Below are 21,046 nucleotides of genomic sequence, written 5' to 3'. Positions count from 1 at the left end.
TTCTTTTTTCAAATACTATGATTATATTTGTGCCACAAATAAAAAAATCAGACCATACGATAGATCGGTAAAACGCACAAAAACATTACACGGCATATGAAAGGCACAATACAAAAATGGAAACTCGTGATACTTCTGGATGCATTACTGTTCTTAAGTAACATGACCTTTGCTAAAGACACAATCAATCAATATACAGAGGGAAACCCTATAGACACAACAGCGGTTTCCATTTCAGACAAAACCAACATCCCCGACCGGCTTTATGTAGATTCCCTGTCATTGAAACGTCATTTTATCCACCGTATCGGCATTGAGGCACGTCCCGGATATATTTTCCCCACCAGTTCCTTTTTCAGAGGAGAAAATCTGAATTTGAAACCCATAGAGAATTCCCTGTCGCTTCACTTGAAGTACTCATTCCAGTTTCATCCGAACACCTATAACGACCGTATTTACAGAGGGGCCTACCAAGGTATTGGCGTGGGCTACTACAATATGTATGAGAAGCCGCAATTGGGCAACCCGCTTACTGTCTATTTATTTCAAGGAGCGCGTATCGCCCGTTTCAACCAACGATTGTCATTAAACTATGAATGGAATTTCGGCGCTTCATTTGGCTGGAAACCATACCACAGCGATTTGAATCCATATAATAAAGTGATAGGTTCGAAAGTAAACGCCTATCTGAATACAAACTTCTATTTCAACTGGATGCTTTCTCCCAAATTTGATTTCACAACAGGTGTGGCAGTAACGCATTTCTCTAACGGTAATACCAAATTCCCGAATGCGGGACTCAATTCCATCGGACTAAAGGTAGGATTGGTTTACAATATCAATAGAAAAGAAGAATGTTTTGCAAAGCCCTTGTATCAATCACCCGTACCTAAATTTCCCCGTCATATCAGTTATGACCTGGTATTGTTCGGTTCATGGCGCAGAAAAGGAGTAACGATTGGAGAGGGGCAAATGGTTGCTTCTCCTGAAACTTATCCGGTACTGGGATTTAATTTCGCGCCAATGTATAATTTCGGGTATAAATTCCGTGCGGGTATTTCATTAGACGGGGTTTATGACGGCAGTGCGAATGTGTATAGCCCGGACGGATACGGCGATGAGCTCCTCAAGCCGTCTGCCGGCAAACAACTGGCACTGGGAGTTTCGGGACGTGCCGAGTACGTGATGCCTTACTTCACAGTAGGAATAGGATTGGGCACAAATGTGATTCATGCAGGCGGAGATTTAAAATCTTTCTACCAGATATTGGCACTGAAGATAGAAGTTACGCGCAACTCATTCCTTCATATCGGATATAATTTACAGGATTTCCATGATCCCAACTATCTGATGCTGGGATTCGGATTCAGGTTCAATAATAAGTATCCTACTTTTCACAGACGGTAAATGCTACGTCTAATTTGCACAGACACATTCTACAAAATATACCAAAATTATCGGAATATATATCGCAAACAAGCTACATGTTTGTGGAATGATACAATCATATTTGTTTACCATTAAAACCGAATCTGTTTATCCCAAAGCTAGACCTTTTTGGGGGAACTTCGGCATTTTTACCGGACAGCTATAAAATCAAACAAGATATTCCTATACCAAGAATCTGCAATCCTGCTACAAGATTCCGAAAAACTTGCTACAAGAATTGTGACATCTTGTGACAAGTTTTCAAAGTCTTTCCACCTTCTTTTTGATATGCGTATCCATCTTTTGAAGAGAAGCACCCCTCTCTTGAAGAATGCCCCCAAAAATCCTTCAGAAGTTTCAGCCTCTCCGCAAACGTCCTGTTCATCGGCATTCCGGCTGACAGATTGATGCACCGAGATCCTTCAACCGCGTAGTTCTTTCTTTCAGCCGTAGTCAATAAATGTATAAAGGTAAATCCGAATACCGATAGAAAACCAACCAATACGACATCGCTTACCCTGTCACGCTGAAAGATCTTTTTCGGCTGAAGGATTTTATCGTGTATATCCTTCAGCCGAAAAGCCGATGAACAGGACGTTTGCGGAGAAGCTGAAACTTCTGAAAGAAAAACAAGGTATTTTGCCATGTTATGCAATACGAGTAGAAAAGCATCAAAAACATCCTGTTGTTTTTGAAAAAGCTCCTGTTCTTTTTTAAAAAGCTCTTGATCTTTTAAAAAAACGTCCTTGTCTTTGATATGGAATTTCCGGTGTAATCGTACAGTTATAACATTAATACAAAATCCCATCAAAAACACCGGTCCGATTCTCATAAGCAATAAGTAAAAACAGTATTCAATATGGAGACAAAAATCATATTTTTCCCTCACTTATGCCTGTAACGCCTCTGTTCCTAAAAACACATCAGACATAGCGCATCAGTCATCCCCCAACGGGACAGCCGAGAAACTCTTATATTCCCTGGTCTGCCCCATCACAACCACAGGATTCTCAAAGGTTTCATATATGCTCAATACTGAAGAACTGATCCTGTCAATCTGCCAGTAGCAGTAATCCAGAAGAAGATATCTGTTATTGGGAGTGATAAAATCATATCGGAAATAATGTACATGCTCTTCCACTTCCTCGCCATCACACGTCGTCCGTGATTTACAGGAAGCCTTACCATTCAGCCCGAACTCATAATGTTCACAGACTTCCGCATCCCTGCCATCCTCAGTACGTATCTGAAATGTTCTCTCCCATGCATAACCGGTCAGATTGGTAACAATGGTATTGCTATCCTCCCCGTAATGTTCATCAATACAACCTGCAAGAAACAGTACGCATATAACTGTCGAGCCCAATAATCCAATTAATGTTTTTTTCATAGTCCGTCACTTTTTTATTTTATTGAATGCCTGTAAAAACGGTAAGTTGCAGCTTTCATCTGATAGTCCGGCATTTATACCGATACCGTTCTTATTCATTGCAACATATTTTTCAATTTAACCGAATCAGCCTTGTATCGGAAATTTCGACTTTTCACTTATACAGAACCAGCTAAACGCTTTTGTTTATAATTCCTTGTCCATTTTGATGAACATTCCAAACATACATGTATTTTACCAAAAAAGCAACAATGTCAAGAACTTTTTTTGTTGGAAAACATTTTTTTAACAAACCATACAAAGCACTTTCACATACACGAAATATGACAGATCTTTCCACATAGAATATCACCTGCCACATGCTATCCTTGTAACTTGCCTTTATAACTCATCATCTGTAATGGAGTCCAATCCTTATATTGATCCCATCACCTGCACCTTGCTCCTTCCGCTTCCGGTCTTCACCACCTGCACCTGCGCAGGGATACGTTCCATCATCTCCGCCACATGGGAAATCACCCCTATCTTACGCCCTTGCATCTGCAACCGCTCCAAAGCATCCATCGCAATGCGCAGAGTGTCCATATCCAGCGACCCGAAACCTTCGTCAATAAACAACGATTCCACATTCATCCGGTTGGAGGACAAGGAAGACAAGCCCAATGCCAAGGCGAGAGATACCAAGAAAGATTCCCCGCCCGAAAGGGAATGGACACTACGCACCTCACCCATCATATCAAGATCCACAATCTGCAAGGCCAGCGTATCAGGGATGCGTTGCAGTTCGTAACGGGGGGCAAGGTCTTGCAAATGCCTGTTGGCATAAAGCAAAAGGACATCAAGCGTATAACCTTGGGCTATTTCCTTAAACTTGGCGCCAGTCTGGGAACCGAACAGTTCGTTCAGTTTCGCCCAATTCTCGTAGATAGAGTTTTTTTCCTCCAACTCTTTCTCGATGCCGGCTATGCGTTCCTTACCTTTTATATGGTTCTGTATCGTCACCTCTATTTGGGCCAAACGTCCGGTTTCCATTTCTTTAGCAGCAGTGCAGGCAGTCAATGTTTCAATCAGCGACTCCTTGTTTTCCGTGGTATCCGGTTTCAGAGGAGCTTGCTGATGCTCCTCCCTTTTCTGCCTTCGCTCCGCAAGGATCGCCTGAAGAGTGGTTTCCTTCTCTTTCAGTGTGCCCAACGCTTGTTTCTCAGCCAGTATCCAGCTTTTGTCTTTGGAAAGCAATTGTTCCAACTCGGCATACGTTTCCTTTTGAAGCGTGAGCCACTCGTTTATTTTCAATTCGTCTTGTTGCAAGACAGCAGTCAGACGGACTAATTCCTTTTCCATCTGTGCGGTCTGCCCTTTGTAAGATTCCGCCTGCACAGTTAAAGAATGATGCAAGTTCATGGCTTTTTCCAGTTGTTGTTCCAGTTCCTTTTGCCGTCTTGCATGGGTTGCAACCACTGTTTCGGTGGATTCACCATTCAGCAGGGAAGACCGCAGACGAGCACGTTCGTTCAATTCTGCCTGCTGTCTTTCTTCTTTTTGTTTCTTTTCTTCGTACAAACCAATGGCATTGGCTTCTTCTTTTTTCAAACTATCTCTTTGGGCTGATTTTGAGGTAAGAGCCTCTTTTATTTCGGTCTGCTCTTGCAAACGGGCATTCCATTGCCTGCCGAATTGCCGGACATAATGTTTCAATGTGCCCTGCTCCAACAAATCTTTCCAATTGGGAATAATGGATACGTATGTTTCTACTTTTTTCAGCGTATCATCCACTTGCGCCACATAATTTTCAATCAATGCGGAAAGACGGGCCATCTCCAGTTGGCGGGCATTCAGCGTGTTTTTCAGTTGTTCCGTTTCTTTAGCAACCTGTTCTTTCGCACGGTTCAGTTCCTCTTCCTGCAAGGATTGGACATTGGTCTGTTCCCTCATCGGATGATGGAAACTCCCGCAAACCGGACATGGCTTTCCTTCCTCCAACTGCTCACGAAGCAACAGCACCTCTGCCGGCAACAGTCGGTTCAGACGCTCGGCTTCCTGTTGTACCGATTTCAACCGCTGTTCCTCCGCTTCACTCGCTTTCTTTACTTTATCCAGCAGTTGACGGTTCGATACGCTTTGCGCCCTTGCCATTTCCAGATTGGTAAGCAAGCTGGTAATCAGTTCAACGGCAGGAATCAATTGGGAATAAGCGGTATATCGTTCAAACCAGGTTTGCAAGGCGGTTTGCTTCTCCATCAACAAACTTATATCCTTCTCTGTCTTACAAACGGATTGATGCAGATTATCTTTAGCCTGCAATGCCAAAGCCGCTTCTTTCTGACTTTCCGCTAATTGCTTTCTATTTTCCACCAACTGCACATCCAATGCTCTGGCTTTATCCAATTGCGGTTCTTGCTGCGACAAATAGGTCTTAAATTCCGCCAGTTCTTTCTGAGCGGCTTCCCACTGCACGTTCGCGGAAGTCTGTAAAGCCGCATTCTGCCGGATGGCAACCTCTATTTCGCCTAACCGGGAACGACCGGCATCTATCTGCTTCCGGGCGTTACGCTGTTCCATATACACATCGCGGATATCCTGAGCCTGCTCTATACGGGCCAACAGTTCATAACGTGGACGGGCGGCTTCTATTTCTTTTCTGATGCCGGAAAGTGATTCTTCCGCCTGTATGCATCCTGTATTCAAGCGTCCTTCTTCTTCCAGCCATTTCAACTTGCCGGACAACGCCTCCTCTTTCTTCTTCGAAACGGACAAGCGGACTTGTAATTCTTCCTTTTCAGCCGAAAGTTGCTGTAATTGCTCATCTGTCAGCAACTCAATGCCTTTGATACGCTCCTGCAATAATTTATATTCGCTTTCCGCCCGCTTGGTGCGTTCATAGATGGAAGCAGAGATACGCGAGTAAATTTCCGTTCCGGTCAGTTTTTCCAAGATTTCGGCTTTATCAGGCTGACGAGCCTTCAGGAAGGTAGCAAAATCTCCTTGAGCCAGCAACACAGAGCGGTTGAACTGTTCGAAAGAGAGTCCGATCAGTTCACTGATGCGGGATAATAATTCGGTCTTCGTCCCTTGCTGTTCCACTCCGGAGGTAAGGTTGGTCAACGTCATTTCCACTTTTTGCAAGGAACCGCTAACCTTCCCACGCGAACGTCGCACCGTCCAACGTGAACGGAACACCTCTCCTGTCAAAGCGACGAAATCCACTTCCGAATACCCCTCGGCAGTACCCCGGCGAAGGATGGAACGGCTATCGTTCTGTGCAATTCCTCTGTCGGCAACATCCATGACAGAGACGTTATTCTCTTTCGCCTTGTTCATACGTGGCGTACAGTCAAACAAAGCCAGACACAAAGCATCCAGCAAGGTTGATTTTCCGGCTCCGGTACTGCCTGTAATGGCGAATATACCTGCCGAGCACAAAGGTTCGACGGTAAAGTCTATCATAAATTCACCTTCCAATGAAGCCAGATTCTTTCCTCTTATCGCTACTATTTTCATACTCCTGCCTCCTTGATTACACTTTCCAGCAATTGTTTCATGGTATCGGGCATCTCCGTCCCTCCATATTTCCGTTTAAAGACATCCAGTGCCATATCCAGCGGACGGATGGTTTGCAACTCCTCGTAGGAAGTGGCGACAATGCCGCTTGCCTTTTTTTGTGGAAGCATAGCGGCGATGCGTGCCAGGCGGACTGCTTTTCCTTTCAACGCTTCCTCTATCTTATACTTATAAGAAGGTTCCGGCTCGGTCATCAAAATCTTTATTTCCAGATAGGGCGACCGCAACGTGACATCCCCATCGGGCAAATCGCCGATGGCTTGCAGCACTTCTTCCAGCGGACGGGCCTGACGAGGAATACTCATCACGCCGGCTAGCGGTTCAAATGCCAATCTCTCTATGCCGGTACCCTCAGCACTTATCGTTATCATGACCACTCCCGAAGCATTGTTCCTCTCAGCAAAAGACATGGGCATAGGAGTTCCGGAATAACGCACATTCTCCCGATGGGACACACGCTGGGAGCGATGCAGATGCCCCAATGCAGTATAGGCGATAGCCTCATCAAAAGCATCGGGGGATACACATTCCAAGCCTCCGATAACGGTACGTTCCGAACGGTCGTCCTCCGAGATTTCCGAGCCGGTGGCTTGCAGATGTCCCATGGCGATAACGGGAAGTCCTTTCTCCTTCACTTCATTGAAAAGCTGCTCATAAAGCAGTTGGACTCCTTTTGAGTAATTTTCAGCCGAAGGATAATCCCCCTGACGCAGATAGGGGACGGCAAGGCAATAGGCGGTCACTTCCCCTTCTGTGTAAAGGGGGACAATCAGGTGTTGCAAGTCTATATCACCTTCCGCATTGCGGCGCACGACACCGCGAACGGTGACATTCATATCCTCCAACAGGGGATTGGGAGCCTCCAAACGGGCTGCCGAGTCATGATTTCCGGCAATGATGATAATTTGCAAAGAAGGGTTTTCGGACGTAACTTCTCTTAGAAAACGATAATACATTCGTTGTGATTCCGCCGAAGGGTTCGGGCTGTCGAATACATCACCTGCTATCAACAATACATCTATTTCATGCTGTCTTATCTGCTGTTTCAGCCATTCTAGAAAATGGAGATGCTCTTCCCGCCGGTCGTATTCATAAAAAGTCTGGCCCAGATGCCAGTCTGCTGTATGGAGAATTTTCATTAGCTGTTCGGTTTGTTTCCTGCAAAAATAGGAAAACTAAATGAAAAAAGGTATTTCTTTTAGGTACAACCTCTAAATGAAAACTATTTTTCATGCAGAAAACAAGCAGACATGCCACCTTTTCGCTATCTTTGCCATACGAGATAAATAATAAGAAGAAAGGAGAACGTCATGAGTACAATCACATTGGAATCAATACAAAACGAACTGATTCGGGAAATCTTGGACATCAAGAATGTAAAGGTGTTGGAGTCTGTAAGGAAGACTCTTGTTCATGCTAAAAAGGAAATGGAATCTGTTTCTACCATGGTGGCAGAGGATGAAGAACCCTACATGACCAAAAGTGAAATAATGGACGGGCTGTCCGAGGCTTGCAAAGACATCAAACTGATGCGTGAAGGAAAGCTGAAAGGCCGTCCCATAGAAGAATTGCTCAATGAACTATAAAATCAAAGTATATCGCCACTTCGAAAAAGAAGTTAAGAAACTTTCCAAGCGATATAAATCATTGAAGCAAGACTTGACAATTTTAGCCGCAGAACTCATGCAGAACCCTGACATGGGTACTGATTTAGGCAATGGCCTACACAAAGTACGCATGAGTATAGCATCAAAAGGAAAAGGGAAAAGAGGTGGAGCAAGAGTGATCACTCTCATCGCCACTCTATCCAAAGAAGAAAAAGAGATTGGCTTACATTTCATTTATGATAAATCAGAGCGTGAGAATATCACTGATAAAGAGTTACAAGCGGTCTTGAAAGACAACGGAATTATCTGAAAAGACGAACCGGTCATGCCAACTGAGGCATGGCCGGTTTGTATATCTATCATCATTCAGTCACCAGCCGCACCTCATAAATATGCGGAGTCACTTTCTCATTTCCTTTACCGATCTTTATCTCCAGTTGCTCATTGGATTGCATAGATGCAGGTACATCAAATATCCCAACCGATACATCCGAAGCCGGTTTACCAGCCAATCGTCCTACTTCCTGCCCGTTTATCCATACTTTTGCATCCTTACGAATCTCGGAACGGAACCGGATACGCACTTTATTGACCTGCTTTCCGTTCGTCTTCATACGATAACTGAACCAACCGGCCGCCTCACGCCAGTGAATCCCTTCATCATCCCCCGTACGGGAATTCTCCATCCGGATGAAATGGTCGCTTTCCGGTTGTTGTTCCCCACAAATCACTTTATCGGCGGTCATACCATCCAATGCGGCACGCTCCTTTTCCTCTTTTGCCAACTGTTCCTGCCTTGCCTGCAACTCCTGTACGGACAGCACAGGCCAATAGACCATATACCGGCACTCATATAAACGGAAAAACGGTTCCACAGTCATACCCTCATAGCGTTCGGGATAAACTCCGGACAATGTAAATGTCAACGGCTTACCTTCCACTTTTTTCAGATGAGAAAGAAGATTGTTCTTATCCCCCACAATGACAGGCATCGTTTGTAAAGGCAGGCGCGGTCCGGCAGCAATGTGTCCGCCACGACTGTCATCGGCAAACATGCCATCCTGATTTTGCTTGCCCAACCGGGCGGCCAGCACAATCGGTCCGTATAAGATGGAATAGTTGGCAGAACCATCCGGCAGTGCAATGGCACGCAAATGCATCGGCAGTTCCAGCCTTACTTTGTCACCTTTTGACCAAGTACGGTTCAGGCTAACATATCCCTCTTTGACCGTTACGTTCTGCCGTTTACCATTAACAGACAAGCGTAATGCTTCCGGCTTCGTCCATTCGGGAATACGGAAAAGAAGGGTAAATTCTTTCTTTCCCTTTTCCGGAGAAATAACAAGAGTACTCCCCTCCTCATCGGGAAAAGCCGTCTGTTGCTCAATTTGGGTATCTCCCCAGCGCAAGGTAGACGGAATGAAAAGATTGACATACAGATTATTATCCTTGTGTCCATAAATCATTTCACCATAACGGGCATGATTTTCCATCCCCGATCCCACACAACACCAGAAACTGGTCTGAGGCTGCGAATAGACCCTGTAATGACCGGCACGCATCGGGGTAAAATAAACAAATCCGCCTTGCACAGGATCTTGCGTGGAAAGGATATGGTTATAAAGCGCCCGTTCGTAATAATCCATAAAATGAACGTCCGCACTCGTTTCATACAGCATTTTTGTAAGGCGGAGCATATTGTAGGTGTTACAAGTCTCAGGCCCCTGCTCGCTGGTGAGCATACTGCTGAAGTCATCAGCCGGATGAAAATGCTCACGCACACTGTTACCTCCAATAGTGATGCTGCAATGATTTACCACCGTTTCCCAGAAATAGCGGGCAGCTTCGCTCCAGTCCCGGTTGCCTTCCAAATCGGCAATACGTTTGAAACCTATCACTTTCGGTATTTGGGTATTGGCGTGCATACCAGTCAGTTTATCCTCCTGTCTCAACAAAGGCTGCAACACGGTGTGATGAGAAAATTGGTGAGCCAGTTTCAAGTAGCGTTTGTCGCCGGTGATAGCGGCCACATCGGCAAATGTTTCGTTCAACCCTCCATGTTCGCTGCGCAGCATATCCTGTATCTGTTCATCGCTCAACTTGGATACCAGACGAATCATCCAGTCCGTGAGTTTCACCAACATTTCCTTTGCCTCCCGGCTATCGGTCTGAAGAGTTGCATCACGAAGGCCGGCATATATTTTATGAATATTGTAAAGAGGAACCCAGCGGTCGTTCAATCCGAAACCGGACGCGCGAATGTTTCCTTCCTCTATTTCTTTCCACATTTTGCGCCCGTTTGGAACTCCACACAGATAACCGTCACCGGCGGCATCCTGGCAGCGTTTCAGTTTACTTATCATATAATCCAGACGCGCCTTGATCTCCTTATTTCCCGTAGCGGCATACATATAGGAAAGGGCCGATAAATAATGTCCGCCAATATGACCGTCCAGCCCTGTATTTTCCCAATTGGTATAATTTTCGGCTTTAGGGGAAAGACCAGCTTCCTTCAAATAAGGAGCTAACAGACGGTCGGGGTCTATTCCCAGCAGATAACGGATATCCATATCCTCTGCGTGTTTGAAAGGGCTGGCGGTGAGCCGCACATCCCTGACTGGAAAACTTTCTACTTTTGCGGGTAGCTGAGCATGTAAAGCTACAGAAGCTATAGCAAAAACGGAAGTGGATAAAATGGTTTTAAGTAAATTCATAATGTATTTTATCGTTTCTTTATTTATTCTGCTGGATATTCAATATGAACATTCTAAAGTTTCACCTCAATTGCTGTACCGGTATAATTCACCATCTTTCCTCCCTTCAATGGTTTATCGCCTTCTCCTGATCTATGATTTACGAGAACTACTTTGAACTTCCTCTTTTCCAACATTCCGGGATATCTTCCTTCACGGTCGCTGATGTGCAAAGTACGGTTACTATCATCCCAACGGAAAGTGATAGTAGAATAAACTCCCTTTTCATAATTGTAATTATCGTTCTCATCCTCATAAAGAATAAAAGTTGCATTAGCACCCGGATAAACACGAATCTCCAGGTCATCCCAACTTTTTTCTGTGGCATACTGCACCGCAGGTCCCCAAGGAATTATAGAACCGGCACGGATATAAACAGGCATGATATCAATAGGTACTTCACGCTGTATGGTTTGGCCACCAGCCAACTTTGCCCCAGTCCAGAAATCAAACCAGTTACTTCCCTCAGGCAAATATACATCCGTTTTCTCTATTTTCCGCATATTTTTCTGATAACCATTCTGTTTTTTATCCTGCCATGTATAGAGAGAATCAGTTACCGGACGTACTAAAAAACTACGTCCGAACATATACTCCGTATCCATATCAAGTACTTTCTTGTCTTTCGGAAAATCCATCACCAAAGGACGAATAATGCTGCCTGCCTTATTTGTTACTTCCCAAGTAGTACTATATAAATAAGGTAATAAGCGATAACGCAAATGGGTATATTTCTCCAATGCATCATAAGCCCAATCACCTTTATCGCCGAACTGATAGATCTCTACAGCAACAGGACTGGAATTATGAGAACGCATGATAGGTTGGAAAGCTCCCCACTGATACCAACGGACGTGTAACTCATGATAAGCAATATTATTAACATCATTATTATATTTCCAAGCAAAAAATCCTCCCAAGTCAGTGTTCCAGTAAGGAATACCACACAAAGAATAATTCAGGCCAGCTGCCAGTTGCTTGCGCATCACTTCCCAAGTAGAAACGACATCTCCACTCCATGAATGTGAAGCATAACGCTGCTGTCCCAAGAATGAAGAACGGGTAAGTAAGAATACCCGCTTGTCGGAAGTGGTAGCACGCTGGTGCTCATAAACACCTTTATTGGACATCAAAGGAAAAGCATTGTGAACTCTTCGGAAAGAACCTAAATAAGTTTTTGTATCAAAATCTTTATCTTGAATCTCCAGATGATCGGGTTCGGTAGAATCCAACCACCAGCCGTCCATACCTAGATCAAAGATATTCTTTTTCATTTCATTCCAATAAATACTTCTTGCTACAGGATTGAACGGATCGTAAGGTTTCACTCCGGCTTTAGGCGGCCAAGTCTCAAAATGAAGCAAAGCATTCAGACTGTCCATCTTATGATACATCTCTGTCCACGGACCAAAAGAGGCCCATACAGAAATCATGATATGCGCATTCCGCTTGTGTATATAGTCAATCATTTCTTGAGGGCTTTTTATTCTTGGAGTACCATAACGTGCATCCGGATTCTCACCATTCGGAAGATATTTCATGTATTCTTTGTCGCCCATCTTATTAATATAGCGAGGATTCTGGAACTTCATGGAGTTCCAGTTAGAATCACATCCCCAATACTGCCAATCCTGAATGATTCCATCCAAAGGAACTTTCCGATCACGGTATTCATCAACCACTTCGCACAGTTCATCCGGACTCTTATAACGCTCGCGGCACTGCCAGAATCCAAGTGTCCACAGCGGATAAAGAGGAGCCTGCCCGGTCAAATCACGGACTCCGGCTATCACGCCGTCCGCATTGCTACCATAAATGAAATAATAGTCGGCACAATCGCCCACTTCAGAATCGAATGACATTTCTTGCGGATTATCCGTAAACATAGTTGGGGAATAATTGTCCCAATAAAGTCCGTAACCTTTCACTGAATGAATAAAAGGAATACAGATACTCATATTCTTGTTACGAAGAAAAAGTTTTTGATTGCGCTGATTCACTTTTCCAGTCTGTTGTTGCCCCAATCCATAAATCACTTCATCCTTATCTAATAAAAAAGCCTGCCGGACATTGTAAGAAAAAGTACCCGCATCATCAAACGGGGTGAACTGTGTTCCATAATCCTTGTCTTTTAACAACACCCTTCCGGTTGCATCATAGAAATTGATTCCACCTGTAGATGAATTTACCTCTACTTGTAATACATCCGACTTTAAACGAATATACTCTTTATTCATTGCAAACTCCACAAAGGTCTCCTCAGGCTCTTTCATTACTACAAGGCTCTTCTTGTCATACGAACTTCCCTCCGGTGTCTTATAAACCCGGACAATGGATGGAGAATAAAATGCCACTTCAACATCCATACCTTGTACAGTAGTCTTAACTCCTTGCGATATTTTCTGATAGCTCTGTGCCTGGGAAAATAATCCCAGACAGAGGAGCAACAAAATTATTGAAATCTTTTTACTCATAATTCTTTCTAATTTAATGTAGAAAAGAAAAAACAACCTTTTCATCCTTAAAAAAACATCCAATAAATACTATTTAGAATATCCCGGATTCTGTTTCAGATTACTATTGGTCAACAATACTTTATTTGGAATAGGATACAGATTTTTGGTTTCATCACTCTTATCATGAGAGAACCAAGCTTTTGTAGTGAAGATGCCAAAACGAATCATGTCCTGACGGCGGCGTCCTTCCTGACAAAACTCCCAACCAAGCTCATCAAGGAAACGACCATATTTAATATCCGTTCCTCCATCATGTTCTGTCTTATAACTATCTCTCCGACCATAATCATATACACTTCCTCCCATCAGTTCCGCGTCTGTAACTTGCGCTTTTTCAGGTTCATTCTTGAAGGCGCGTTCACGTACCTGAGTCACCAAAGCACCTGCTCCCGATTTGCCCAAACGCATCAATGACTCCGCTTTCATCATCAATACATCCGCATATCGTAACAACGGCCAGTCATTGCTCAAACGGTTGGTTATACCGGTGGCATATTCAAATTTACCCCAACGGAACCCATCATCCACATCCGACTGATCAATAGAGGGGACATCTACCGTATAAATCAATGGTTTTCCATCAATACTACGCTTCAAGATTTCACCGGAATAGGTATATTGCTGACCTTGAATATAGTTATCCTCTAAACGTGCATCATCCTCATCAAAAGAATTAATAAACTGAGGCACTGCGCACACGCCTCCCCAAGGACGTGCAGTCAATTGGTAAGTATCTTGATTCTCAGGTGCTAAAGTGTACATATGAAAATCAAAATCATTCCATCCTGTCACATAAATTTCATCAAACGGCAATGCAAAGATAATTTCTTTAGAATTCTCATTATGCGTTACAAAAACATCCTTCTGATTATTCTCCAATGCATATTCTCCGGACTTCTCGGCATAATTAATCACGATATCACACTCGTCAATACATTTCTGCCATTGAGCAGTACCCGACCAAACTTCAGCATTCAAATACATTTTGGCCAGCAATGTATGAGCCGCCCACTTATTGAAACGTCCATAATAATAACCTCTCGGCGTTTCGGACAACAAATCCATATTCTCCGTTATTTCTTTCACAATAAAGTCAAAGACCTCTTTACGAGTAGACTGTTGCGGCAAAGAAGTATCTTTAAAATCTGTCACAATGGGCACATTACCATACAAATCAATCAAAATATAATAATATGAAGCCCTCAGTACTTTCAATTCGGCAATCAACTTTTCTTTCGTTTCTCCATCCACACTGATCACACCTTCTTCTATCTGAGATAAAATACGGTTACAGGTATTCACACCATTGTACGTACGTTCCCATCCTTGAAGCACACCGTCATCCTCGGTAGTCCAAGTATGCTGATGCCATCTTTTATAGATATAACCGTCTACCCATCCAATACCATCACGGGCAGGAAGAACATCTTGATCCGCACACAATTCCTGTGCACGAACCACTCCGTTCCATTGCAGCAACGTTTCACGCCAAGGTATATAAGCGGCATTTACCAGATAACTGACATCTTCCTCCGTTTTCGGTACGTAATCCTCAGACACTACCTGTCCATAGCTCTCATGCAGTAAATCAGTACAAGCTGTATTTCCCAACAATGCGGCTGTCATCAGTCCCATTGTCCATAATTTTATATTTGTTTTCATCTTCAATTCCTTTTTAGTTCATTAAAATTTCACATTAACGCCGAAAGTAAATGAGCGCACACTCGGATATCTGTCACGTGTATCATACCCCGGAGTCAAACCATCTGTTGATACTTCCGGATCAATACCTTTATATCCGGTTATAGTCAAAGCATTCAATACCGAACCATAAATACGGAGTGACTTTATATATTTACCTACCTGACCGAAGCTATATCCCAAAGTGATATTGTCAATCTTCCAGTAGTCACCATCTTCTACATAATAGCTATTGAATTCCGGTTCCACTTCCGGACTCAACGTATGCTTGCCAAATACCAAGTCATTCACAGACTTCAAACGATTTTCAAAACGGCTGTTTTTTACATTCTCATAATTCATACGTCCACCATTGATTATCTGGAAACCAAACGCGCCACGCATCGTCACATTCAAGTCGAAGTTTTTATAACGAAGAGTATTGTTCCATCCCGCATACCATTTAGGAAGACCGTTACCAATAACATGCTTATCTTCGGGAGCATGAGTAAAATCTTTATAGTTCACCAACTCACCATTCCTGTCTTCGTAGATCCAACGACCTTCACTGTCCACATCTACTACTTTAAAGCCATAAAAATTACCGATGCTTTCACCTACCTGTACTCTGTGAGAATCGGCTACCTGACCGGAGTATTCCACTGTACCCGTATTAAAATAGTCATAATCCGACTTAAAGATGCTGCCAGACAAACTGATTAGCTTATTAGAGTTCAAAGAGAATGTTCCGGTAGTGCTCCATTCAAAATCTTTATTCTGAACAGGAACCACAGTTACCAACACTTCCACACCACGGTTTCTCATTGTACCCCCATTGGCCATCGTCTTATTATACAAGTTCGGAGGAGTCGGTACTCCATATTCGTATATCAAGCCATCCACATCACGGTTATAATAATCAATAGAACCGGACAAACGGCCACCCCATGAAACGAAGTCCAAACCAATATTGGTTTCTTTCTTTTCCTCCCATTTCAAATCAGGATTCGGATTGGATGCCGGAACAATGGTCTGTACCCAATTCCCATTTACAAAAGCATACGAGCCGTATTTCAACATAGCCACCCCCAGGAAAGGATCTTTAGGCTGTGAACCCGTCACACCATATCCCACACGAAGTTTCAAATCATCAAATATCTTCTGATTCTTCATAAATGCTTCTTCGGTAATTCTCCATCCTACAGATATAGATGGGAAAAGCCCCCATGCATTATCAGTACCCCATAACTGGCTGGCTCCTTCATAACGAAGAGCTCCCATCAACAAATAACGATTCTTGAACGAATAGGTAGCCCGCCCAAAAAAACCGATCAAATTTGTAGGAGTTTTCTTTGAGCCGATATTCGCTTTACCGTCTTTCAAAGCAGAACCAATGCCAATATTATGCCATCCGCCAAAATAATCATCCTGAAAACCATAGTTATCAATCCAAAGCTCTTCAAAGTCTGTTTCATTGTAGCTATAACCACCCAAGACACTAAATTTATGCGCACCGATTTCTTTGTTATATTGTGCAGTAAGTTCCATCAACTTCTCCATCTTGGTATAAGCACCTACCGAAGACCAACCAGCCAATCCATCACGCAAAGCAGAAATATGGTTCAAAGTTTCACCGTAGCCACGGTTCATATTGTCACGAATATAAGAGAATACGGCAGAAAGAGTCAAATCTTTGATAGGATTATAAACAATATTTCCATTGTAACGCAACTGCGTCTTTTTTACATTTCCTTCAGCCTCATACAACAAAGCCAACGGATTCTCGTATTCGAATTTGCTCACATTCTCATTCCATGTACCATCCTCATTTCTTACCGGATCAGTCGGGTTTCTACGAGTTGCCTGGCCATATACCCAACCTCTGAAACTACCCCCACTAGTTGTAGATTCCATCTGGTTTTTCTTACCAAACAAACCGAATTTCAACTTCAACTTATCATCAAACATACGGTGGGTTACCTCAATACGTCCTTGAAAACTTTCGAAATCCGATTTTTTCATGATCCCTTGACGAGAGGCATAGTTCAAGTTGGCAATATAATTAGTCTTTGAATTGCCACCCATCAATGACAAGTTATGAACATGGCTAACCGGTGTACGGCTAATCTCATCAATCCAATCCGTATCAGCCCCATGGTCCTGGTCAGGATAAAGGGTACGGAACTCATCTGCATTCAGCATATCCAACTTTTTGGCTATAAGAGAAGTACTGACGTAGCCATTATACTCCACCTGGTTAATATCCACTCCTTTAGCCTGTTTGGTAGTAATTAAAATCACACCATTCGTACCGCGCGTACCATAAATAGCGGCAGCAGAACCATCCTTCAGCACGTCCACGCTCTCCACATCTTCGGGAGCCACTGTACCGAGTTCTCCCGGAATTCCGTCAATCAATACCAAAGGAGCTGTATTAGCTCCACCAATGGTATTTGTACCACGAAGACGTATCTGAGTACTTCCCGTCGGGTCACCGTTAGGATTGGTAATGGCCAGACCGGCTACTTTTCCTTGAATCAGCTGTCCCACATCTTTCACGGCTCCTTTTACAAAGTTGTCGGCTTTCACACTAGCTACAGAACTGGTCACATCACCTTTACGCTGTGTACCGTAACCAATCACCACCACTTCATCCAAGGTTTTGGTATCCTCCTTTAAAACAATCTCTAATGAATTCTTTCCTGCTGTCGGGACTTCCTGAGTGACATAGCCAATATAAGAAATAACCAACACACTCTTTGCCGGAACATCCAACATAAAGTTTCCATCAAAATCGGTAATGGTTCCCATGGTATTATTGCCTTTTACAACAACACTGGCTCCTATGACAGGCTCGCCGGAAGAATCTTTCACCTTACCCGTCACTTTTTGCTGGGCTAAGGCCGTTAATGAAAAGCTTAACAGAGTAAGCAACAAAAACAAATGTTTCATTCTATATTAAATTTAAAGTTATACATACCTTTACTGCGGGAATGAATGAAGAAGATGTGTTTTTCTCCCCGTAAAAGGTTGTGGCAAAAGAATGAAATAGGAAATAGAAATACAGGTGAAGAACCATGCTAACAGGGGATACAAATAGCTCTAGCTATAACTTGACGCATTTGTACCCCCTATTTGCAACAATTAAAGGACAGGAAGATGTTTATTCTTCGTGTTGTGATTTCTGGAACTCACTGGGAGTCATTCCAAATTCCTCCTTAAAGCAAGTGGTGAAATACTTCCGATTAAAATACCCCAACGTAGCGGCAACCTCTGTTACACTTTTGTCTTTATCTTCCAACATGTGTCTGGCATGCTTCATCTTGATGTTCCGGATAAAATCCAATGGAGTTCGGCCTGTTATGGCTTTCAATTTACGGGTCAAAGTAGAACGGGACATATTCATGGCATCAGCTAGAGCTGTCACATCAAAATCAGGCTCAGTAAGGTTATCTTCCACGGCTTTTACCGCTTTCTCCAATAGAAGTTTGTCCAGTTGTACAAACTCAGGTTCAGGCAAATTCACCTTACTATCCAAATAAATACGCATTTTAATCATCTCCTTGCTGTCCGCCCACATTTCATTATTCTTACGGTCCACGCGTTTCAGATAAAGATACAGACTATAACCGGATACACCCATCACTATCAATACATAGAACAAATACGCCCACCAAGTTTCATAAAAAGCAGGAAGGCGTCGGATAGTCAGTTCAGTTACCTCTTTACTCCAAAGACCATTTTCATCCGTCGCTTTCACCTGAAAAGTATAAGTGCCCTTACTCAGATGATTATAAAAAGCCGAGTTTTTTCCACCTTCCACATATACCCACGCTTTGTCCACTCCTATCAACCGATAAGCATAGCGTATTTTTGAAGCATAACGGTGGTTAAGAGAAGAAAAACTAATTTCCAAATTCTGATCATCGGGATGCAATTCTATCCGGTTAATGGAATTGCTACTCTTTCTATCTCCGAATATCAATGATTCTCCTTGCAACTTTATATCAGTTATCTTGGTCTTCACTGCACTAGCCTTTCTTTCCAACCCGTTTGATGGAGTAACCATGCAAATACCCGGAATGCCGCCCCAATAAATATTGCCATCTTTTGCTTGACAAACAGCAGTGGGAAGAAAGCGACGCAACAAGATAGAACCATCCGTGGTAAGATAGGTGCGGAACGAACCGTTACGAGGATTAAATTCTATCAGTTTCTGGTTTGTATCAATCCAAATATGATTATATGCATCAGCCACTATTTGATTCACCTGATTACCGTTCATACCGCAAGCCTCATTATAACTGACCAACTTATTCTCTGAAGGATCATAAGAATAGACTCCTCCGTCACAAGTTCCCAACCACAAAATCCAATCGGGAGCAATAGACAGACAAGAGAAATTCTTGTCCAATTTGAAAGAACGAAGTTTTTCATCCGCCGTTGTCTGAAACAAACCGTTGTCTTGAGTACAAATCCATATCAGCCCTTCCTTATTCTCCACGATTCCCATCACATGCCCCACATCGGGATAAACCTGTTTAATTCTTTTCTGACGGACATCATAACTGCAAAGTCCTTTGTTCAAGCCTATCCACAAGATTCCGTGCGAGTCTTCATACAATTTGGTCACCGTAGCGTTCGATTCCACCTGCCCGTTCAAATCAATAAGATCCACCAGATACATCTCCATACCCTTACGGATCATACCATAAACCAATCTATTCAAATCTTTTGCCACCCAAATACCGTTATTAATACGTGCTCGAGTCATCTCTCGTCCGTTATCCAAAGACAACGAAACAAGCTCGGGAAAATCCGAATAGATTTTCACTTTATCCTGCTTCAAGTCATATAACACCAACCCGGTTCTTTCTTGCATCATCCACATCATACCGTCTCCGTCATCACACAAAGCCATTACAGCCGGACTGCGGTTTACTCTGTCCGCCAAAGCGGGCAAGGCATAATCCTTGGTCATATTATCCATCAGATGTACAATGAAACTAGGACGGTCAAAGGCCGACACCCATAGACATCCCCTCCCTTTCAGGACTTCTACCAACATATGATTAACAGGCAGAAGCCCTGTCTGGAATTTCAATTGTTTTAACGTCTTATCCGGTTGTATTTGTAAGGACATGAAATCGTGCCCGGTGGTTAACCAGATATACCCCAGTTTATCATCCTGTACCAGACTAAGGATGACCCCATCCTCCTCACCGGCAGCATTGACCGGTATTTCAGAATATACAAACATAGAATCTTCAGGAGCCGAAGGGTCAAAACGCACCACACCATCCCCCCAGGTTGCCAACCAGAAGTAGTCCTGTTCATTATCCTGAACCATCACCGTAGGATTTTGTCTTCTCATCTTATCAGGATAAGGAACGAACTCGTCTTTTTCTTTGTCCAAATGATATACCCGGCCATTCCACACAGAAATAATAATCTCATGGTTGCGGCTCTCACAAAATCCGGAAATAGTAGTTCTTCCGTACTTATTCCGGAGGGGATACTCTTTGACCAACTGTCCGTTGATGTCATATTTGGCCAATATAGAACGATAGCTCAGCCACATATAGCCGTCACTGGTAGCATATAGATACATCACCGGAATATTCTTCAAACGCTCCCGGTCCATAGGATGTACACTGTAGTCCGATTTATCAAGAATATACACCCCTTTGTCTGTACCGAACCATATATTCCCCTTCTTATCCTCAGCGATACACTCCACCAAATTATCCTCTAATAATCCCGGAGTTTCAATGTCCGAACGAAACACTTTCACATGATAACCGTCATCACGACATAATCCGTTCACCGTGCCATACCACATATATCCTTCGCTGTCTCTGAATACGCGATGAATGGCATTTACCGGCAGCTGGTCAATGGTAGGGATATCTGTAATAGTTATGTTCTGAGAACACACCAAGAAGGAGAGAAAAGATAGTATAAAGGTCAATATATATTTCATTGTGCTTTCGGTTAGAATCATAGACTGCCACAAAGTTATAAAAAAGAAACCGGATACTCTAGCAAATTTTAAAATTTGCTAAAGTATCCGATAATTGCTCCACTCACAGGTTTCCTTCTTTTGAAGCTTCC

12 protein-coding genes are annotated in these 21,046 nt (G+C 43.2%); 3 read left to right on the top strand and 9 right to left on the bottom strand.

The window, feature by feature from the left end:
- Positions 1–96: 96 nt before the first annotated feature.
- Positions 97–1,407, top strand: a complete 1,311-nt coding sequence (locus AB5062_RS12735) for an acyloxyacyl hydrolase (protein ID WP_032953017.1) — start codon at positions 97–99, stop codon at positions 1,405–1,407.
- A 250-nt stretch (positions 1,408–1,657) separates the two neighbouring features.
- On the opposite strand, the gene AB5062_RS12730 is transcribed toward AB5062_RS12735, so the two are convergent.
- The 4 genes from AB5062_RS12730 to AB5062_RS12715 form a co-directional block, all read right to left on the bottom strand.
- Positions 1,658–2,074, bottom strand: a complete 417-nt coding sequence (locus AB5062_RS12730; protein ID WP_229096956.1) for a hypothetical protein — start codon at positions 2,072–2,074, stop codon at positions 1,658–1,660.
- Between the two features lie 291 nt (positions 2,075–2,365).
- Positions 2,366–2,818: a hypothetical protein gene (locus AB5062_RS12725; RefSeq protein WP_005850918.1), complete on the bottom strand. Its 453-nt coding sequence runs from the start codon at positions 2,816–2,818 to the stop codon at positions 2,366–2,368.
- Positions 2,819–3,232: 414 nt separating this feature from the next.
- A complete protein-coding gene (locus AB5062_RS12720; protein WP_032953019.1) occupies positions 3,233–6,316 on the bottom strand; it encodes an AAA family ATPase in 3,084 nt (1,027 codons plus the stop codon).
- Positions 6,313–7,515 carry an exonuclease SbcCD subunit D C-terminal domain-containing protein gene (locus AB5062_RS12715; protein WP_005840765.1) on the bottom strand — a complete coding sequence of 401 codons (1,203 nt, stop codon included), beginning with the start codon at positions 7,513–7,515 and terminating at the stop codon, positions 6,313–6,315. The genes AB5062_RS12720 and AB5062_RS12715 overlap by 4 nt, the downstream gene beginning before the upstream one ends.
- A gap of 171 nt (positions 7,516–7,686) precedes the next feature.
- On the opposite strand from AB5062_RS12715, the gene AB5062_RS12710 reads away from it, so the two are divergent.
- Together AB5062_RS12710 and AB5062_RS12705 are read left to right on the top strand one after the other, a co-directional pair.
- Positions 7,687–7,962 (top strand): hypothetical protein, encoded by a 276-nt coding sequence (locus tag AB5062_RS12710; protein ID WP_005850911.1) that lies wholly within the window; start codon positions 7,687–7,689, stop codon positions 7,960–7,962.
- Complete coding sequence (locus AB5062_RS12705; RefSeq protein WP_005840761.1) at positions 7,952–8,293, top strand: type II toxin-antitoxin system RelE/ParE family toxin; 342 nt, start codon at positions 7,952–7,954, stop codon at positions 8,291–8,293. Before AB5062_RS12710 ends, AB5062_RS12705 begins: the two co-directional genes overlap by 11 nt.
- Positions 8,294–8,345: 52 nt before the next feature.
- Here AB5062_RS12705 and AB5062_RS12700 read toward each other — a convergent pair whose 3' ends face one another.
- The 5 genes from AB5062_RS12700 to AB5062_RS12680 all read right to left on the bottom strand — a co-directional run bounded on the left by AB5062_RS12700 (position 8,346) and on the right by AB5062_RS12680 (position 20,936).
- Complete coding sequence (locus AB5062_RS12700) at positions 8,346–10,697, bottom strand: glycoside hydrolase family 127 protein (RefSeq protein ID WP_032953020.1); 2,352 nt, start codon at positions 10,695–10,697, stop codon at positions 8,346–8,348.
- A 53-nt stretch (positions 10,698–10,750) separates the two neighbouring features.
- Positions 10,751–13,210 carry a glycoside hydrolase family 31 protein gene (locus AB5062_RS12695; RefSeq protein ID WP_005850905.1) on the bottom strand — a complete coding sequence of 820 codons (2,460 nt, stop codon included), beginning with the start codon at positions 13,208–13,210 and terminating at the stop codon, positions 10,751–10,753.
- Positions 13,211–13,279: 69 nt separating this feature from the next.
- Positions 13,280–14,914, bottom strand: a complete 1,635-nt coding sequence (locus AB5062_RS12690) for a RagB/SusD family nutrient uptake outer membrane protein (RefSeq protein WP_005850903.1) — start codon at positions 14,912–14,914, stop codon at positions 13,280–13,282.
- 21 nt (positions 14,915–14,935) lie between these two features.
- Positions 14,936–17,884, bottom strand: coding sequence for a TonB-dependent receptor (locus tag AB5062_RS12685; protein WP_005850901.1), 2,949 nt, complete (start codon positions 17,882–17,884; stop codon positions 14,936–14,938).
- A 211-nt stretch (positions 17,885–18,095) separates the two neighbouring features.
- Entirely contained in the window at positions 18,096–20,936 is a 2,841-nt protein-coding gene (locus AB5062_RS12680) for a helix-turn-helix domain-containing protein (RefSeq protein ID WP_032947441.1), read from the bottom strand.
- Positions 20,937–21,046: the final 110 nt, after the last annotated feature.

Origin of the sequence: Phocaeicola sp. RTP21359st1_B8_RTP21360_211022 (assembly GCF_040911965.1) — a bacterium.
In the GTDB taxonomy this organism is placed as follows: domain Bacteria; phylum Bacteroidota; class Bacteroidia; order Bacteroidales; family Bacteroidaceae; genus Phocaeicola; species Phocaeicola vulgatus.
The sequence above is the reverse complement of the archived record's forward strand: the minus strand, read 5'-3'. Positions and strand labels throughout refer to the sequence as shown.

Excerpts from the sequence above, each read along its gene's own strand:
- AB5062_RS12720 (WP_032953019.1), bottom strand. The coding sequence starts at position 6,316 with ATGAAAATAGTAGCGATAAGAGGAAAGAATCTGGCTTCATTGGAAGGT.
- AB5062_RS12680 (WP_032947441.1), bottom strand. The coding sequence starts at position 20,936 with ATGATTCTAACCGAAAGCACAATGAAATATATATTGACCTTTATACTA.
- AB5062_RS12715 (WP_005840765.1), bottom strand. The coding sequence starts at position 7,515 with ATGAAAATTCTCCATACAGCAGACTGGCATCTGGGCCAGACTTTTTAT.
- AB5062_RS12700 (WP_032953020.1), bottom strand. The coding sequence starts at position 10,697 with ATGAATTTACTTAAAACCATTTTATCCACTTCCGTTTTTGCTATAGCT.
- AB5062_RS12725 (WP_005850918.1), bottom strand. The coding sequence starts at position 2,818 with ATGAAAAAAACATTAATTGGATTATTGGGCTCGACAGTTATATGCGTA.
- AB5062_RS12735 (WP_032953017.1), top strand. The coding sequence starts at position 97 with ATGAAAGGCACAATACAAAAATGGAAACTCGTGATACTTCTGGATGCA.
- AB5062_RS12730 (WP_229096956.1), bottom strand. The coding sequence starts at position 2,074 with ATGGCAAAATACCTTGTTTTTCTTTCAGAAGTTTCAGCTTCTCCGCAA.
- AB5062_RS12695 (WP_005850905.1), bottom strand. The coding sequence starts at position 13,210 with ATGAGTAAAAAGATTTCAATAATTTTGTTGCTCCTCTGTCTGGGATTA.
- AB5062_RS12685 (WP_005850901.1), bottom strand. The coding sequence starts at position 17,884 with ATGAAACATTTGTTTTTGTTGCTTACTCTGTTAAGCTTTTCATTAACG.
- AB5062_RS12710 (WP_005850911.1), top strand. The coding sequence starts at position 7,687 with ATGAGTACAATCACATTGGAATCAATACAAAACGAACTGATTCGGGAA.
- AB5062_RS12705 (WP_005840761.1), top strand. The coding sequence starts at position 7,952 with ATGAACTATAAAATCAAAGTATATCGCCACTTCGAAAAAGAAGTTAAG.
- AB5062_RS12690 (WP_005850903.1), bottom strand. The coding sequence starts at position 14,914 with ATGAAAACAAATATAAAATTATGGACAATGGGACTGATGACAGCCGCA.